Annotated in this window: 19 protein-coding genes and 1 tRNA gene; 13 read left to right on the forward strand and 7 right to left on the reverse strand. The window is 68.0% G+C overall.

Features of this window, described 5'->3' with window-relative positions; all coding sequences use genetic code 11:
* From ACIA6A_RS37225 to ACIA6A_RS37235, 3 genes are all read right to left on the reverse strand, one after another.
* Complete coding sequence (locus tag ACIA6A_RS37225) at positions 1-210, reverse strand: hypothetical protein (RefSeq protein WP_396102772.1); 210 nt, start codon at positions 208-210, stop codon at positions 1-3.
* A 202-nt stretch (positions 211-412) separates the two neighbouring features.
* Positions 413-1222 (reverse strand): MerR family transcriptional regulator, encoded by an 810-nt coding sequence (locus ACIA6A_RS37230; protein ID WP_396102773.1) that lies wholly within the window; start codon positions 1220-1222, stop codon positions 413-415.
* Between the two features lie 51 nt (positions 1223-1273).
* On the reverse strand, positions 1274-1984 hold the full coding sequence (locus ACIA6A_RS37235; protein ID WP_396102774.1) for a winged helix-turn-helix transcriptional regulator: 711 nt from the start codon (positions 1982-1984) through the stop codon (positions 1274-1276).
* An 85-nt stretch (positions 1985-2069) separates the two neighbouring features.
* Here ACIA6A_RS37235 and ACIA6A_RS37240 point away from each other — a divergent pair, with 85 nt between their 5' ends.
* Positions 2070-2708 (forward strand): maleylpyruvate isomerase family mycothiol-dependent enzyme, encoded by a 639-nt coding sequence (locus ACIA6A_RS37240; protein ID WP_396102775.1) that lies wholly within the window; start codon positions 2070-2072, stop codon positions 2706-2708.
* Positions 2709-2870: 162 nt separating this feature from the next.
* On the opposite strand, the gene ACIA6A_RS37245 is transcribed toward ACIA6A_RS37240, so the two are convergent.
* Positions 2871-3056: a hypothetical protein gene (locus ACIA6A_RS37245; RefSeq protein ID WP_396102776.1), complete on the reverse strand. Its 186-nt coding sequence runs from the start codon at positions 3054-3056 to the stop codon at positions 2871-2873.
* 192 nt (positions 3057-3248) lie between these two features.
* On the opposite strand from ACIA6A_RS37245, the gene ACIA6A_RS37250 reads away from it, so the two are divergent.
* From ACIA6A_RS37250 to ACIA6A_RS37270, 5 genes are all read left to right on the forward strand, one after another.
* Complete coding sequence (locus ACIA6A_RS37250) at positions 3249-3791, forward strand: SigE family RNA polymerase sigma factor (RefSeq protein ID WP_396102777.1); 543 nt, start codon at positions 3249-3251, stop codon at positions 3789-3791.
* Entirely contained in the window at positions 3788-4459 is a 672-nt protein-coding gene (locus tag ACIA6A_RS37255; protein ID WP_396102778.1) for a hypothetical protein, read from the forward strand. Before ACIA6A_RS37250 ends, ACIA6A_RS37255 begins: the two co-directional genes overlap by 4 nt.
* A 143-nt stretch (positions 4460-4602) precedes the next feature.
* A complete protein-coding gene (locus ACIA6A_RS37260) occupies positions 4603-5799 on the forward strand; it encodes a segregation and condensation protein A (RefSeq protein ID WP_396102779.1) in 1197 nt (398 codons plus the stop codon).
* A gap of 653 nt (positions 5800-6452) precedes the next feature.
* Entirely contained in the window at positions 6453-7202 is a 750-nt protein-coding gene (gene scpB, locus ACIA6A_RS37265; RefSeq protein ID WP_396102898.1) for an SMC-Scp complex subunit ScpB, read from the forward strand.
* Positions 7189-7968, forward strand: a complete 780-nt coding sequence (locus ACIA6A_RS37270; RefSeq protein ID WP_396102780.1) for a pseudouridine synthase — start codon at positions 7189-7191, stop codon at positions 7966-7968. Before scpB ends, ACIA6A_RS37270 begins: the two co-directional genes overlap by 14 nt.
* Here the strand turns inward: ACIA6A_RS37270 and ACIA6A_RS37275 are convergent.
* Entirely contained in the window at positions 7910-8845 is a 936-nt protein-coding gene (locus ACIA6A_RS37275; RefSeq protein ID WP_396102781.1) for a DMT family transporter, read from the reverse strand. The two genes, ACIA6A_RS37270 and ACIA6A_RS37275, sit on opposite strands and share 59 nt — an antisense overlap.
* Before the next feature lie 179 nt (positions 8846-9024).
* Here ACIA6A_RS37275 and cmk point away from each other — a divergent pair, with 179 nt between their 5' ends.
* The 6 genes from cmk (at position 9025) to ACIA6A_RS37305 (ending at position 14219) form a co-directional block, all read left to right on the forward strand.
* Positions 9025-9705, forward strand: coding sequence for a (d)CMP kinase (gene cmk / locus ACIA6A_RS37280; protein ID WP_396102900.1), 681 nt, complete (start codon positions 9025-9027; stop codon positions 9703-9705).
* On the forward strand, positions 9702-11126 hold the full coding sequence (gene der, locus ACIA6A_RS37285) for a ribosome biogenesis GTPase Der (RefSeq protein WP_396102782.1): 1425 nt from the start codon (positions 9702-9704) through the stop codon (positions 11124-11126). Before cmk ends, der begins: the two co-directional genes overlap by 4 nt.
* Before the next feature lie 111 nt (positions 11127-11237).
* Positions 11238-11314: transfer RNA gene (locus ACIA6A_RS37290), tRNA-Pro, on the forward strand.
* A 167-nt stretch (positions 11315-11481) separates the two neighbouring features.
* Entirely contained in the window at positions 11482-12609 is a 1128-nt protein-coding gene (locus ACIA6A_RS37295) for a tyrosine-type recombinase/integrase (RefSeq protein WP_396102783.1), read from the forward strand.
* Between the two features lie 219 nt (positions 12610-12828).
* Complete coding sequence (locus ACIA6A_RS37300) at positions 12829-13059, forward strand: helix-turn-helix transcriptional regulator (RefSeq protein ID WP_396102784.1); 231 nt, start codon at positions 12829-12831, stop codon at positions 13057-13059.
* Entirely contained in the window at positions 13056-14219 is a 1164-nt protein-coding gene (locus ACIA6A_RS37305; protein ID WP_396102785.1) for a hypothetical protein, read from the forward strand. The genes ACIA6A_RS37300 and ACIA6A_RS37305 overlap by 4 nt, the downstream gene beginning before the upstream one ends.
* A 104-nt stretch (positions 14220-14323) precedes the next feature.
* Here ACIA6A_RS37305 and ACIA6A_RS37310 read toward each other — a convergent pair whose 3' ends face one another.
* Together ACIA6A_RS37310 and ACIA6A_RS37315 are read right to left on the reverse strand one after the other, a co-directional pair.
* Positions 14324-14530: a helix-turn-helix transcriptional regulator gene (locus tag ACIA6A_RS37310; RefSeq protein WP_396102786.1), complete on the reverse strand. Its 207-nt coding sequence runs from the start codon at positions 14528-14530 to the stop codon at positions 14324-14326.
* A 538-nt stretch (positions 14531-15068) separates the two neighbouring features.
* A complete protein-coding gene (locus tag ACIA6A_RS37315; RefSeq protein WP_396102787.1) occupies positions 15069-15572 on the reverse strand; it encodes a hypothetical protein in 504 nt (167 codons plus the stop codon).
* Between the two features lie 269 nt (positions 15573-15841).
* On the opposite strand from ACIA6A_RS37315, the gene ACIA6A_RS37320 reads away from it, so the two are divergent.
* On the forward strand, positions 15842-16792 hold the full coding sequence (locus ACIA6A_RS37320) for a hypothetical protein (RefSeq protein WP_396102788.1): 951 nt from the start codon (positions 15842-15844) through the stop codon (positions 16790-16792).
* The last annotated feature ends 101 nt before the right edge of the window (positions 16793-16893 follow it).

Here is a 16893-nt window from a genome sequence, read left to right on the forward strand (position 1 = left end):
TCAGCCCGCTTCTCGCGGGCTGAGCTCGTTCGCCTCGCGCAAGGGGCGCCAGGCGAACCCGGCGATCGCCGCCATCACCACGGCGGCGATCCAGAACGGGGCCGTGATGCTCCAGAGGCCGGCGAACAAGCCGCCGAGCAGCAAACCGATCGCGGCCCCACCCGCCGGCGCAGCGACGTGACGACGAAGCCCCAGACCATGGCTGGACACTGAAGATGATCAGTACGGCTGCCGCGACCCACACCCGGGTCGTCAGCGCCGGCGTCCCATGGGTGCCCGCCTCGATCAGCAGCCCGGCCCGCAGCGTGGCGGCCGGTCAGCGGTCACATGCTGTCAGGACAGCCCACGCCGACAGTGCCGAGTGGGCGACCTCCGCCACAGCGGTGCCCAGCGCTGCCGCCGGTGGAGCCCGTCAGGATCGGCAGATGGTCGCGGTGGTTTCGACGCCGTTGTCGTGCAGCACCTGACGGCTGCGGGAGAGGTCGGGGTAGGCGGCGTCGAGGGGATGCGCCATCAGGCGGGAGAGCGCGGTGGCGTACTTGGCCATCGAGGCCCTGCCCGGGATGAAGATCGACAGTTCGTCCCGGGCCCCGAACGTCTGCACCTCGACGAGGCCGGACAGCGCGGTGACCGCTGCCGTGTCCGCCGTGATGGGTACTTTCACCAGCCAGTGCGGGCCCTCGCCGCTGAGGTTGCGGCGCTTCTGGTCGGGGGTCTCGATGGCCGCGGTCCGCCACGGGAGTCCGGCCACGACAGCGCCGCACGATTGCACGGTCGCGACCACGTCCTGAATGGCGGTCGCGGATGCGTCCCACTCGTCCTGGTCGTGTCCGGCCGGCGGGCCGGGAACCGGCTTCGATGCCACGGTCATCTCGGGTGTGTGGCGCCGGCGCACCTCCGGCCACGAGGTGAGGAACTCGCGTGCGTCGCGGATCGCCTCGTCCTGGGCCTGCCGCCGGCGCTGCACGTCGCTGGTGTGCGCCTGCAGGAGGGCTGCTGCCGTATCCGGCTCGTCGAGTGCCTGCCGGACGAGGCTGACGCTCATCCCGGTGTCGCGCAGCACCGTGATCAGCATGGCGCGTTCGACCTGGTCGAACTCGTACGAGCGGTAGGCGGTCCGCTCGTTCACCTCAGCCGGTACGAGCAGGCCCTCGGAGTGGTAGAACCGCAACGTCTGTGGCGACAGATGACACATCTCGCTGAATTCGCTGATCGACAACACGACTCCATGGTGATCCCTGCAGTAACTACAAGGTCAAGGGCGGCCAACCCGTCAACCTCGGTGCCGGCCCGGCGGGCTGCTGTCAGCACTGCGCAATGAGGTCGCGGCCACCAGGAGTTCCACGATGGCACCGTCCCCGGTGACCGAGATGCCGGGCAGCTGGGTGAGCGGGGTGCCGCCGATGACGCAGGCTTTCCAGTCCCGGGTGGACGCGGCCACGCCCGCGTCGGCTCGGCCGGGTTCGGCGACCCGGTGGATCACGGTGGCGTCGGCCGTCATGACCGCCTGGTAATGCACCGGCGCGGGAGCCTCCTGGCGGGAGTCGGACAGGGTCAGCGACACCGTCCGTGGGCCGGGCTGGTCCGTGACGGGACGGGCGTGGGTCCGCATCGCGAGGACGAGCGTGTCCGGGCTCATGTCGGCCTCGAACGGCATCGACGGTGATTGCACAGCCCAGGCCGACAGTGCCGAGTTGACGACCTCGAGCTGACGGCCCCACGCGGTGAGCTCGTAGACGTCGGCACCGCCTGGACCGGGTAGGCGACGGCGTACGGCGACATCGTGGGTGGTCAGCTCCTGGAGCCGCCGGGTGAGGATGCCCGGCCCGATCCCGAGGACGTCGCGCTGCAGGTCGGCGAAGCGCTTGGGCCCGAGCAGCAGCTCACGCACCACGATCATCGTCCACCGATCGCCGATGAGGTCCAGTGCGTGCGCGGCCGCACAGCCGTCGTTGTACGAGCCGTAGCTGCGCCGGGAAGCCATCTACCCAGGCTACTACCGTTACAGTAGTGTCCACTACTGATTCGGTAGCACGCGGATGGACGACCGCAACCGGAAGGTGCTTGTCATGACCCCTGCGACCGACGCGGAGCTCTGGGACCTCGTCCACGCCGCCCGCCGCTCCCTGGCCGCCGACCTGTCCCACCTCGACGCCGCCCAGTGGCATCAACCGACCCTGTGCACCGGCTGGGACGTGGAACACGTCGTCGCCCACCTGACCGCCGCCGCCACGACCGGCCGCTGGCGATGGATCCGCAGCATCATGCTCGCCGGTTTCCGCCCCGCCGTGCACAACGACCGTCGCCTGCGAGAGCACCTGGGGCCCACCCCGGCGGAGACGCTCGCCCAGTTCGAGGCCGTCGTCGAGGCGACGGTCGCCCCCACCGCGGACACCGCCGCCTACCTGGGCGAAGTGCTGGTCCACAGCCAGGACATCCGGCAACCCCTGGGCATCAGCACGGGGCCGGACATCCGGGCCCTCACCGCGGTGGCGGACTTCTACGCCCGGCGCAACTTCACCGTCGCCAGCAAGACCCTGGCATCAGGGCTGCAGATGACAGCCACGGACGGCCCGTTCACGGCGGGAGAAGGTGCACCGGTCTCCGGCCCGACCCTGGCCCTCGTGATGACGATGGCCGGCCGGCTCGCCTACCTCGACCATCTCGACGGCGAGGGCCGCGACATCCTCATCGACCGCCTCGGTTGACCGGGCGCGGAGAAAGACTCATGAACGTGCAACTTTCCGGCCCGCAGCCGGCGTCTTAAGGGGAGGTGGGCCCGGACGCCGCCACGTCCGGGCCACCACCGATCTCGCGGAGACCTGCCAGCCAGACCTCGACCTCACGGCGGGTGCGCAGGCGTACGACGGTCAGTGAAGGATGCAGGGCGGTGAGAGCCGCGATCTGGGCATTTTGCGAGCATGGGTGCTCCAGGCCCACCGCACCATGTGCTGCCGGTCGGTGAAGATCGTCCACAGCGGCGACTCCACGTTGCCGTTCCAGAGGACCTCGCGGCGCACCTGACGCCGTACGGTGCGGTCAATGATCTGCTTCATCACCTGAAACCGGGACAGATTCGGTGACCCACGCCGGTGTCGCCGCGAAGCGGTGCACGACGCCGGACGGGCCGGCCACCAGGACGCGGCGGGGGAGGCGGGGCAGTGGATCGGCCGGGCCGAGCAACGTCACCCCGGAAAGATTACGGCGCCGCCATGCAACCCCAGCACGACACCATCCGTCGTGGGGGCGTGAGACGAGACGACAGCTCGGGCAGATCCGAGCGAGATGAGCAGTTCCATCAGTTCGTGCTCGCCCGGCGCGGCGAACTGGTGCGGACCGCGACGTTGCTGACCGCGGGGGACGCGCACCTGGCCGAGGACCTCGTGCAGTCGACCCTGACGAAACTGTACGTGGCGTGGCCGGCGGTGCGCCGGGCCGACAACCCGGACGCGTACGTGCGCCGCACCCTGGTCAACGCGCTGATCGACGAGCGGCGCCGGCTGTGGTGGAAACGGGAACGCCCGGTGGCGCAGCTGCCCGACCGGGCCGGTGCCGACACCGGTGGTGAGCACCTCGGTGAGGGCATGCGGGCCGCGCTCAAGGACCTGCCGCCCAAGATGCGGGCCGCACTGGTCTTCCGATACCTGTACGACCTCGACATCCAGGACACCGCCGACGCGCTCGGCTGCTCGCCCGGCACGGTGAAGAGCCAGACCGCCCGGGCGCTCGACCGTCTGCGGTCCGTCCTCGAAGCCCGCCCGTTTCTGATCCAGCAAGGAGCCTCCTCATGACCGACCTGCGTCGCACCCTCGATGAGATCGCGGGGCCGGCCGTCGAGCCCTCCGCCGACCAGCTGACCGCCGACATCACCCGGGGCAAGCGGGCCCTGCGTCGTCGCCGTGGCCTGCAGGCCGCTGGTGGCTCGGTGTTCGCCGTCGCCGCCGTCGTCGCCGCGGTGTCGTTCACCGCCGGTGGCACCGCGACCGCACCGGCCACGACCACCGCCCTGCCGGAGGCCAAGGCCCCGGCGGTCAGCACCAAGACCGTCCTCGTGGCGTATCAGGGCAAACAGCCCAAGGGATTCACGATCGACAAGGTGCCCGACGGTTTCGCCGTCGAGGTCTCCCGCGACAGCGTCCTCACGCTCGCCCCGGCCGATGCCGTGGCCGCCCCGGACCCCGACGGCTCGGTCTCCTACGTCGGCAAGATCTCGATCTTCCTGCAGTCCAAGGACGAGCAGGCCCCCACGGACGGCGACAAGGTCAAGGTCGGCTCCGGCAACGGCCTGCTGGTCAGGGCCACCGGTGGCGGCGACCAGACCGTCCTGTGGATCGAACAGCCCAACGGGGTCTGGGCCCAGATCATGGTCTGGGCCACCATTGGGCTCACCGATGAGCAGATCCTCGACTTCGGTGCCGGCCTGCACGTGGAGAAGGACGCCGTGCAGGGCGTCGGCTGACCCTGTCGAACCGCGGCGGGGCCGGCCCTTGTGGCTCGGCCCCGCCGCGCTGTGCTCTCGGAAGGAAACTCTCAGTTACCGGCCGGGTGCCGTGGCGTTGACCTTGGCGAGGGCTGTTTTCCGAGGTTGCGGGGGTTGTGCGGATGAGCCTGGAACAGCTTGTCGGTCTCGTGGACTACGGTCAGCACGTGCCTGAAGAGCCCACCACGCCCGGCGACCCGGACGCCCCGGTGCCGTCGACCGACGTCGCCACCCTCACCCCGGAGGAAGCCGCCGCCCTCGCCGGCACCGACGGCGAGGTCGACAACAACGGCTTCACGGTGCGGCTCACCAACTTCACCGGCCCGTTCGACCTGCTGCTGCAGCTCATCGGCAAGCACAAACTCGACGTCACCGAAGTCGCACTGCACCAGGTCACCGACGACTTCATCGCGTACATCCGGGCCATGGGTGACGATTGGGACCTCGGCGAAGCCAGCGAATTCCTGCTGATCGCCGCGACCCTGCTCGACCTCAAAGCCGCCCGGCTGCTGCCCGCCGCCGAGGTCGAGGACGAGGAAGACCTCGCCCTGCTCGAAGCCCGCGACCTGCTCTTCGCCCGGCTGCTGCAATACAAGGCCTACAAAGAAGCCGCGGCCCACATCTCCGAACTCGAAGGGGTCGGCACCCGGCGGTGGCCACGCCAGGTCAGCCTCGAAGCACGGTACGCCGAAGCGCTGCCCGAACTCGTCCTCGGCGTCAACCCGGCCCGGCTCCTCAAACTGGCCATCAAACAGTTCGTCCCGAAACCCGGGCCGCCCCAGGTGTCGATCGCCCACATCCACCAGGTCCGGGTCAGCGTCCGCGAACATGCCGCCCTCATCACCGAACGCCTCAGCCGGGCCGGGGCGGCCACGTTCAGCCTGCTCGTCGCCGACTGCGAGAACACCCTCGAGATCGTGGCGCGGTTCCTCGCCCTGCTCGAGCTGTACCGCGAAGGCCTCGTCGACTTCGAGCAGCCGGTATCCCTCGACGAGCTGACGATCCGCTGGATCGGCGGCGAGAAGGTCGACGTCGACCTCGACATCGACGACTACGAAGGCACCCCACCCGAGATCGACACCGCAGCCGCCGACCTGCCCACCGGCACCATCATCGACGGCGAGATCGTCGAGGACGACGACGATCTCGGGGATGCCGATCTTGAGACCCGCGCGCTCAGGCGCGACGGCCTTGCGGGTGACGTGCCTGAGGCGGATGGCCTCGGGGCTGCGGACGTCTCCGGGACGGTGGTCGAGGACGGCGCCGAGCTGGGTACTAGCGTCGGGACGGACACGGAACACGAAGAGGACAGGTCATGAGCGACGAGCGCCCCGATTCCCTTGCCGCGCAGGCGGCCTCGTGGGTTCCGCCGTGGGAACGTACGGCCCGGGCACCGGATCCTGAGTATGCGGCGGCTCACCAGGAGCCCGACGAGGACGAAGAGCTGTCCGAGGCCGGGCTCGCGGATGATGACGACGATTTTGATCCCGCTTTCGAGGGGCCGAACCCGGCCGAGGGTGGCACCGGGGTGCCGCCCGAGCTGCCGCCGACCCCGGGCGAAGAGGGAACCGGGCCCGCGACGGTCGACGCGCCGCTGGAGATCCCTGGCGAGGACGAGCTCGATCCGACCGATGTCGGTGGTGGGCCGGAGCTGCCCATGCCGGAGGCGTTCTCGGACGCGGCGGAGAACGAGATCGGGACCTCCACGATCGTGGACGCACCGCTACCCCCTGAGGGTGACGACGCCGGCGACGTGTTCGACCAGGCCGCCGACGACGTCACCGACGATGACGAGATCGACCTGCCGATCGTCGAGGAAGTCCCCGGCCCGGAAGCCGACGACCCCGACGCCGCTGACGACCACGACGGTGCCGGGCGGGCCGACGGCGTCGACGAGGCTCGGGCTGCGGGTGAGGCCGATGTCACTGAGGCCGTTCTTGCCGACCCGGCTTTCGCGGGCACCGGGGCTGACCTGGCCACACTCACCGGCTCCGAGGTGGTGGTGGAGGCTGGGAACGGGGTGGTTCCTGATGGCCAGACGTCGAGCGGAGCAGCTTCCGCCAGTGGCGGTGTGCCCGCACAGGGGCGTCGTGGCAAGAAGGCCGCTGTTGCTGTTGTGGAGCCGCTGCTTCGTACCGTGGAAGATCTTGATGACGCGCCTGAGCTGAAGCCTCTCGACGAGACCGAGTTGCGCGCGGCTCTGGAATCGATCTTGCTGGTGGTTGATGAGCCGGTCGCGGAGATGCAGCTGGCGCAGATCATGGAGCAGCCGACCGAGCGGATCGCGATCGCCCTGGAGGACATCTCGGCGCGGTACACGGCGGCTGGGCATGGCTTTGACCTGCGGCGGGCTGCTGGTGGGTGGCGGTTGTACACCCGGCCGGAGTACGCGCCGTACGTGGAGCGGTTCGTGCTGGACGGGCAGACGACGCGGTTGACGCAGGCTGCTCTGGAGACGCTGGCCGTGGTCGCGTACAAGCAGCCGGTGACCCGTTCGCGCATCTCGGCCATCCGCGGTGTGAACTGTGACGGCGTGATGCGTACCCTTGTGACGCGCGGCCTCATTGAGGAATGCGGCACCGAGGGCGAGACCGGGGCATTCCTGTATCGGACCACGGCGCTGTTCCTGGAGAAGCTCGGCCTGAACTCGGTCGACCAGCTGCCGCCGCTTGCTCCGTTCCTACCCGACGACGTGGAAGAAGTGCTCGATGCCTCAGGCTGATCCGGATACCTCCGTGCGGTTGCAGAAGGTCCTCGCGACTGCCGGAGTCGGATCCCGGCGTGCCTGCGAAGATCTGATCTTCCGCAGGCGCGTGACCGTCAACGGCCGTGTGGCCAAACTCGGTGACAAGGTCGACCCGGCGAAGGCGGAGATCCTCGTCGACGGCGCGCGTGTGGTCACCAACACCAAAATGGTGTATATCGCCATGAACAAGCCCCGTGGGGTCGTCTCCAGCATGGACGACGAGAAGGGCCGCAACGAGCTCGCCGACTTCCTCGGCACCTTCGAGCAGCGGATCTTCCACGTCGGCCGGCTCGACGCCGACAGTGAGGGCCTGCTGCTGCTCACCAACGACGGTGCGCTGGCCCACAAGCTGATGCACCCGTCGTACGGGGTGTCCAAGACCTACCTGGCCGAGGTCGAGGGTCCTCTGCCGCGTACGGTCGGGCGCCGCCTGCTCGCCGGTATCGACCTCGAGGACGGCCCGGCCAAGGTCGACGCGTTCAAGCTGATCGACGCGCTGGGCCGGACCGCTCAGGTCGAGCTGACCCTGCACGAGGGCCGTAAGCACATCGTGCGGCGGATGATGGACGAGGTCGGGCACCCGGTGTCGCGGCTCATCCGGACCGCGGTGGGCCCGATCCGCCTGGGTGACCTGCGCCCGGGTGGTTTCCGTCATATGTCGAACGCGGAGCTCGCCGCCCTGTTCAAGGCTGTCGGGGACAACGACGACGCGGACGACACCGAAGAAGACGTCGAGGACTGACCACGGTCAGCACCAGGCCGGCGCCGAGCAGCAGGGCGCCGGCCACCAGCCGTCCGGTGACAGGTTCACCGAGGCGGGCCGTGGCCAGCACCGCCGCGGTCAAGGGTTCCGCGAGCGCCAGCGTGGTCACGGTGCTGGGTGCGGTCGCGGCCACCCCACGGATCCACATCAGGTACGGCACGACGGTCGCGATCACCGCCAGGTAGACGACGACCAGCGCACCGCCCGGCTCGAGTGACCACCGCAGCGCGCCGGCACCCCCGAACGGGGTCAGCAGGAGCGCGGCACCGACGAACAGGGCCGCGAGCAGGGCGATCGGGGGCACCCCGGCGTCGAGGGCGCGCCGGCTGGTCCAGGTGTAGACGGCGAACGACGCCCCGGCGGTGAGGGCGGTCACGGCCCCGGCGGTGCTCATCAGGCCGGGGGTGAGCAGCACGGTGAGCCCGGCCACGGCGACAGTGGTGCTGAGCAGCCAGCCGGTGGTCATCCGGTTGCCGGTCAGCACACCCAGCACTCCGGCGAACATCGGTGCCGAGCCCATCGCGACCAGGGTGCCCGCGGACACCCCGCTGAGCTGGTTCGCGGTCAGGAAACTGGCCTGGTAGGTGGCCATCGCCACCGCGCCGAGCAGCAGGTAGCGGCGGGCTCCGCGCCGGTTCAGCAGCCGGGGCAGGTGCCGGCCGTGCGCCAGGACCGCGATCCTGAGCAGGATCAGCCCGGCGAGGCCGCTGCGGGCCGTCGCGAGACCGACCGGGGATCCCGCGTACGGGCTGAGCGCTTGCGCCGTGCCGATCGTGCCCCACAGCACGGCCCCGGCCACGACGAACAGGGCACCGGCGGAACGTGGAGGGGCGTGAACAGGGGTGAGGAGGGACATGATCCCTGTGTAGGCAACCGGCACAGGGTTATCAACGCGCCGCGACCGGGGCTCCGCCATGTGCGGCGGGATCTGCCGGGTCGGTCGACCGCGAACGGGTGCACCCATGCGGGCGAACCCGTGTCGAGGGCACGGGGCACAATAGGTGAGGTCTGTCGTCCGCGACGTTGGAGGTAATGGTGGAGCAAGTAGTACGGCCCGAGCGGTGTGTAGTGGCCGTCGACGGTCCCTCGGGGTCGGGCAAGTCCACCGTTTCCCGCCGCCTCGCGACCCAGATCGACGGCATCTACCTCGACACCGGGGCCATGTACCGCGCGGTGACCTGGGCGGTCCTGCAGTCCGGCGCCGACCTGAGCGACCCTGAAGCGATCACCAAGGTCGCCCAGGAAACGGACCTTTCCATCGGAACCGACCCCGCAGCCCCGCACTTCGCGGCCAACGGTGTGAACGTCGACGCGGCCATCCGCGGCCCGGAGGTCACCGGCGCGGTCTCCGCCGTCGCCGCGGTCCCGCAGGTCCGCGCCCAGCTGGTGCGCCTCCAGCAGGCCATCATCGCGGCCGCACCCCGCATCATCGTCGAGGGCCGGGACATCGCCTCCGTCGTCGCCCCCGACGCCGACCTCAAGGTGTACCTCACCGCGTCGGCTGCCGCCCGCGCGCAGCGCCGCAGCGCCGAGGACGCCACCGACGTCAAGGCCACCGAGGCCGACCTCAACCGTCGTGACCAGCTCGACTCGTCCCGTAAGACCGACCCGCTGCGCCAGGCCTCCGACGCGGTGGAAGTCGACACCACGGGCATGGGCATCGACGAGGTCGTCTCCCACGTTTTGCAGATGTTGAACAGCAAGGTGAGTTCGTGACTGACATCCCCGTCGATCTTTCCGAGTTCGACGAAGTAACTTTCTCCGACGGCACCACCGCCGGCGCCGACCAGGACAACGGACCCCAGCCCATCGTGGCCGTGGTCGGCCGTCCCAACGTCGGCAAGTCGACGCTGGTCAACCGCATCATCGGCCGCCGCCAGGCCGTCGTCGAGGACGTCCCCGGGGTCACCCGTGACCGCGTCCCCTACGACGCCCACTGGAACGGGCGCCGGTTCACCGTCGTCGACACCGGCGGCTGGGAACCCGACGCTCGCGATAGAGCCGCGGCGATCGCTGCTCAAGCCGAGATCGCCGTCCAAACAGCTGACGTGGTCATCTTCGTCGTCGACGCGATCGTCGGCGCCACGGATGTCGACGAGAAGGCCGTCAAGATGCTGCGCCGCAGCAACAAGCCGGTCATCCTCGTCGGCAACAAGGCCGACAACCAGAACCTCGAACTCGAGGTCAACTCCCTGTGGTCGCTGGGCCTGGGCGAACCGTTCCCGATCTCCGCCCTGCACGGCCGAGGCTCCGGCGACCTGCTCGACGCCATCCTCACCGCCATGCCCCCCGCCCCGGCCATGCACGAAGGCCTGCGCCGGGGCCCCCGCCGTATCGCCCTGGTCGGCCGCCCCAACGTGGGCAAGTCGTCGCTGCTGAACAGGCTCGCCCGCGAAGAACGCGCCGTGGTCGACTCGGTAGCCGGCACCACCGTCGACCCGGTCGACAGCCTCGTCGAGATGGACGGCGAAATCTTCCAGTTCGTCGACACCGCCGGCCTGCGCAAAAGAGTCAACCAGGCGTCGGGTACGGAGTACTACGCGTCCCTGCGTACCGCGGGTGCCGTCGAGGCCGCTGAGGTCGGTGTGGTGCTCCTCGACGCCGGTGAGGTCATCAGCGAACAGGACCAGCGGGTCCTGACCTCGGTGGTCGAGGCCGGCCGGGCGCTGGTGATCGCCTTCAACAAGTGGGATGTTGTCGACGAGGACCGCCGCTTCTACCTCGACAAGGAAATCGACCGGGAACTCAAGCGGATCCCCTGGGCGGTCCGCGTAAACATCTCGGCTAAGACGGGCCGAGCGGTCGACAAGCTCGCGCCCGCGATCCGCAAGGCGCTGGCCTCGTGGGAGAAGCGCATCCCGACCGGTGCCCTGAACACGTGGCTGACAGCGCTGACTCAGGCAACCCCGCACCCGGTACGCGGCGGACGGGCACCACGCGTGCTGTTCGCCACCCAGGCCGGTGTGGCACCGCCCCGGTTCATCCTGTTCACGACCGGGCCGTTCGACGCCGGATACCAGCGCTTCGTGGAGCGCAAGCTCCGTGAAGAGTTCGGCTTCGAGGGCAGCCCCGTCGAGGTCGCAGTCCGCCCACGGAAGAAGCTCGGCCCTGGTGGCCGGGGCAAGGCCCACGGCTAAGAGGTACGAACGGGCCCTCAAGCGGCACACCGGTGAGCCGGTGCAAACCCGGTTGAGGGCCTGCGGTAAGGTTATGTCGTTGCCGCGCACTGGGGTTCCAGAGCGTGGCATCGGGCTGTAGCGCAGCTTGGTAGCGCACTTGACTGGGGGTCAAGGGGTCGCAGGTTCAAATCCTGTCAGCCCGACCAGCTTTTTGAAGCCGTTGGCAAGGACGAAAGTCCTGGTCAGCGGCTTTTTCAATTGATCGGCAACGAGTTCCCAAGATCGCCCTAGTGGATCTTGTGGTCACAGGCGTGGTCACAGACGGGCCTACCGTGGATGAGGTCAGCCAAGCTCTGTGACCACGGAGGCCCCCATGACCGTCGGCTCGTACCAGCTCTCGAACAACAAGACCCTCTGGTTCTTCGTCATCGACCTGCCCGTCGGAGACGACGGCAAGCGACGCCAGTACAAGCGACGAGGGTTCCCCACCAAAACCATTGCGGAAACAGCGGAAACCGAAGCCCGCCACGCCTACGGCGAAGCCAGCATCAACGTCGACGGCAGCGTCGCCGCCGAGCTTCAGGGCTGGTTGTCCGAGCGCGAACTCGACGTCGAGGAAACGACGCAGGACAACTACCGCAACCTGTTCCGCATGTACGTCATCCCGCACATCGGCGGTCGGCAGCTCTACAGCATCGACAAACGCGTCATCCACGACATGTACAAGACGCTGCTGCGCGAGGGCGGTAACCGTAAGAAGCCGCTGTCGCCGACCACCGTGCGCACCGTGCACCGGGTCATCATGAAAGCGTTCCGGGATCTCGGCATCAACCTCGACGGGGTGCGCCAGCCGCGCCCGGCCGATCGGGAGGACTTCGGCCGTAAAGGCGTCTGGACGCCCCAGGAGTCCAAGAGGTTCCTCAAGCACCACCGCGATTCCCGCATGTATGGGGCGTGGGCGCTCGCGGTGGTGGCCGGAACCCGCCGAGGTGAGATCGCCGGCCTGAAATGGTCCAAGGTCGACCTGGAGCGTGGGCTGGTCTACATCCACCTGCAGCGCACGATCTGCGGCAACAAGGTCCTGGAGAAGTCCCCGAAAGGCAAGAGCCGCCGCACTATCGCGATCGGCCCGGCGATGGTGAAAGTGCTGCGCGAGCACAAGGCTCGTCAGGACGAGGAGAAGGCCGCTGCCGGGATTCTCTATCACGACTACGGCTACGTGTTCCCGCGCGAGGACGGGGAGCCGTACTACCCGCGTTACTACACCGACCAGTGGGAAGAGGCCTGTATCGCGGCCGGGGTTCCGCAGATCGTGCTGCACGACGCCCGGCACACCTCCGCGACGGCGGGCGCGGATGCCGGGGTGCCCGAGCACGTGATGCAGAAGCGGCTCGGTCACGCCGACGCCCGCACGACGCGGGAGGTCTACACCCACGTCCTTCCGGAGAGTGAGCGGAAGGCGGCCGAGCTGATGGACTCCGCTTTGGAGGACGCGGTGTGATCCGGGTGGGGAGGCGGGCGCCCTGGTGGCGTCCGCCTCCCCTTCGCCTCGGCCGTCGTGCGCGGTCGCGCGGTCAATGCTGGACAGCTGGAGACAGCTGTGACGGCCCCCTGGGATGTGCTGGTCTTGAAGGGGTCGGCATCAGTGGCCCGGAATCGGCACGTAGCGGCAGCTGGTGGCGGTAGCCGTACCGCAGAATTCAGGCTGGGGGAGAGGCGAATGACCAAGCACGTGTGGACGGTGGCGAAAGTGCGTGATCTGGGTGTGGCGACCGATGTCGAGACTGCGGCTTCGGTCCTGGGAATCGGACGCACAACCGCGTATGCACTCGTCCGCGAGGACAAGTTCCCGGTACCAGTCCTGCGGGTCGGCAAGCGATACGTCGTGGCGGTCGAAGGACTGCTCACGGCACTTGGTGTCGCGATAACCAAGGGGGAGGACCGCTTGTGACGCGCTACGCCGTAGACGTCCAGCAGCGCGGATTGCTGCGGACGTGGGAGAGCCGTACGGAACGCCTCGCGGCGGTGGTCCTGGATCTTCCGTCCGTGTATTCGATTGAGGATTGCCATGCGTTGGCTGAGGCTCTGACGAGCTTGTCGGAAGGGTTGTGGCGGGCGTACGCCCGGTCGGGCCTCGAACTGGGTGACGGCGCGGCCCGCGGGCGGAAACGGCGTCTCGGTAACCTGCTGGTGAGAACCGGCGGTGCCATCCGGCCAAGCTCGGCCGGAACCCTGACGGCGGTGCAGCTCTCGGCGCCTGAAGACCGCTACACCGTGTCGCTCGCCGACCGTGTGGCTGAGGCGATGTCGTCGTTGGACGACGCCGAGCTGCAGGAGCTGATCATCCGGGAGGTCGAGGAGGAGACGGCTGCTGTAGAACGCGCCGACCGGGGCCTGTTCTCCGGCCGAGCGGCTCAAGCCACGCTGATCAGCCGCGCGTTCGTCCTTGCACCGCACCTACGAGAGGCCGACGTTCGGTTCCGTGAGCAGGTCTTTGGCGATGTGTGGGGAAGCGGGCTTCTTGGTTCCAGCGGCTCTCGTGAGCTTGCGGACTTGGACCCGACGGCAGCTGCCGCAGCTGCTGTGCATTGGTTCAAGGCCGCTGTAGATGTCTTGTCCGAGGTCTCGGGCAAGACGTCCGAGGACGCCGTCATGACCGCGGACGATAGCCAAAGAACCTCGGCGGCTTTGCTGCTCTCGGTGGTCCGGTTGGTGGATTCAGGTAACACGCCGCAGGCTGTCGCGACGCTGCTGGTCTCGCGAGCGCTCCAATTCGCCGGCAGCTCCGCATTGAGCGTCCGGGCTATCCAGGAACAGGTCGACTATGCCGTCAACGAATCTATACATGGCGTTGACCTCGACGACGTCGAAGTGACGCTTAGCCCGCTCGACCCGAAGCGCCCGGCGCTGAACCTGCTGGAGGCCGCGCTGGACGGAATCGACGCTTGCCGGGCCGCCTATGACCTTCACATCGACCGGCCGGCCAACTTTGACGACCTCGACCCAAACAGGCAGGAGGAAACGTCCGCAGGCCGATTCGTCGAGGTCGGCATTGCTTTCGCCGAGGCGGTGCGGGTTCGCGCGGAGCGCGACCGAGCACGGTTGCTGTAGAAGGCGATCGCTGCCAGAAGTCGTTGCTCTGCGTAAGCGGAGGGCGGATGAATCGCCACTTTCCGTCTATTTGAGGAGCAGGCGGGTAAAGTTTATCCGGCAGGTTATTGGTTTGCTGCCTCCCGGTCCGCGACGAAGCGATCGACTACGGATCGACGGAAGCGTAGGTGTTTGCCGAGCAGAAACCCCTCGGGGCCGAAGCCTGCGGATCTCCATCTACGTAGTGTTGAAACTGGCACCTTGAGCGTCGCGGAGACCTCTCCGATGGTCAGTAGCTCGTCGCGCTGTTGCGTGATTCTTTCGTCAGTCATGCTGATCTCCCCATGAATTATTCCGGTGGTTCTAAATCTAGGTTGGCACTGCGGGAAGATCAGTGCAGACCATTATTCCGGTAGGGTGATACTGCAGGAAGCGAGCATTCCAAGCGGAGGTTGGACATCGTTTGCCCGCAGCCCGGTCGGCGGGACGACGCCGGATGACTGTCCTTATTGTCCTCGACGCCGTCCGCTCAGCCGATGGTTGCGGGTGCCTCGAAGGGATGCGGGGGAGCGCGGGACTGCTGCGCTGGCGTGGAGCCGGATACCCAGGGTGTGAATGTCAGCGCCGGGGCGGAAGGCGGCTCGACGGGTCCCACGGTCACGTGAGTAGGCGCCTCATCCTGGAGCGGACGCACCTTGGCGGTCATTGTTCTTCGGCTGGCTGGATCTCGGCGGAGAGGGTAGAGGGAGTTCAGTCGAGGTTCCTAGGATGGCCTAGCGAGTGTGCGGTGCCGACCGGTGCTTCGCCTGGTCCCACACCGATAGGTCACCGGAGAATCGGTCAGCTAGCCGCAGCGGCGGCGGCCGGTGGCTACTTGACCTGTTTCGGATCGAAGCGCGAGTCTGTGACGCCTCGCCGTCGGAAGAAGGAGCCCATCGCGGGGGAGTAGGGGCCCTCCACGAAGAAGGCACCGTATCGTCCCTCCAGCTCGGTCCAAACCTCATCGATGTAGAGGCTGCCGCGCTCGTAGGGGTGCAGCCAAATCCACTTCAGCACCCAGCCGCCGTTCTCGGACTCGAGGCCCGCCGCGCCGGCAACGATTGGGAACGTCGCGGCGAACCTCTTCGACATGATCAAGACGCCTTCGGAATCTGGGTCGTCCGGATCGAACGGTGCGCTGTCGAAGCGCAGTTCGCGCCGGAACTGCATGCCGACCTGCTCCACGACCTCGCGCTGCTGTGACGTCACCGCCCGCAGCAGCACGCTTGAGTACGAGCGCTCTTCGCCCAGTAGGGGAAACATGCGTATATCGAATCGCGGCGGCATACCGAATCGCTTGAGCTCGGAGCGGTGCGCGGCTTCCAGATCATCCATGACGCTCGTTCTACAGCATTCCCCACCCGTCATCGACCGACGAAGATCCCGCGATGCAGCCTGGCACGCGGCGCTCCCGAGTTGATGCTGGCCGCGTCGCTGCCGACGCGCACAGGGAGAGCTGGTGACCCCGCAAGAGTGAATCTGACCGGCCGATCCCCAGCTGGCGAATCCGTTCAGCCACCTGCCAGCGCCTGCGACACTCCGCGGCGCCGCGACGGCACAAACCAGGCCTCGTCCGGCAGCCGCCAGCTGTCTATCCTGCCGTCATGGACAAGAAGCGGCGTCGGTTCACGGTTTCCGCCGAGGTGACAGTCGAGGTCACCGACGAGGCCGCAGTGCGTAAGGCCGCGCTCGGCAAAGTCACGGCCACAACCTTCGGCGCCGACGGCGACCGGAGCCCTGAGGATGTCCGGTCGGACGAGCTCGCCGCTGCACAAGACGATCTTCTGACGGCCGTGAACTGGATCATCGACCCGGACGCAGTCGTCGAGCGCGGAGTAGGCGCCGAGGTGACGGGCTCGACCGTGACGGTCAGCGAAGGCGACAGCAGCGGCCTGAACGATCACAGCTCCGATGCGTCGACGCTGCCGGACTTCGCCACGTTGTTTCCCGTCTGCCGGTGCGGGACCGATAACTGCGACGCCTGCACCGGCTTCCAAATGACGCCCCGATCGGCAGTGATGCTGTGGTCGATGGCCCAGCTGCACTCCGATCACGCCTACACCGACGTCGAGCAGTTCGGTGACACCCCGGTCTCGGAGAAGGACACCATGTGGATGGCCTTCGCCGACTACCCGCCGATTACCTGGAGCCAGGACGCAGTGTGGCGGCGCCAAGCCGCCCGCGCGTTCGACGACCTGGCCGGGGACCTGGCCGGCGGTCACCTTCCGCTGGCGACCTGCCCGGCCGAGGAGATGTCCATGCACCTGATGCTGAGCTCCGCGCAAGCAGCCGCCGCAGACGGCTGGGGCATTCCCCCGGAGGAACTCGCCCTGCTACCCGAGCACGACGACGACTACGACTGGGACCTCGCCGTCGACGTGCTGCTGCAAGACGAGGACATCCTGCACCTGTTCAACAAGCAGCTGGACGGCATCGAAGACCCGGAATCGGAAGAGAACCAGCGCTTCCGGATCGGCGACTACCGACCCGAGGCATGGTTCAAACCCTTCCAGAACGCGACACCACGAGACGGCCGACGCCCCTTCCGCCGATAACCGCGCCGGCGACCGCATGAACGCATCCCAAGCCGGGGCGCGTGTGGCCACTCCTTCCAACACCCGCGGCCCTTCGTGCCGCTGCGGATGCATCCACGGCC

The organism is Actinoplanes sp. NPDC051494 (assembly GCF_044454705.1).
Classification (GTDB): Bacteria; Actinomycetota; Actinomycetes; order Mycobacteriales; family Micromonosporaceae; genus Actinoplanes.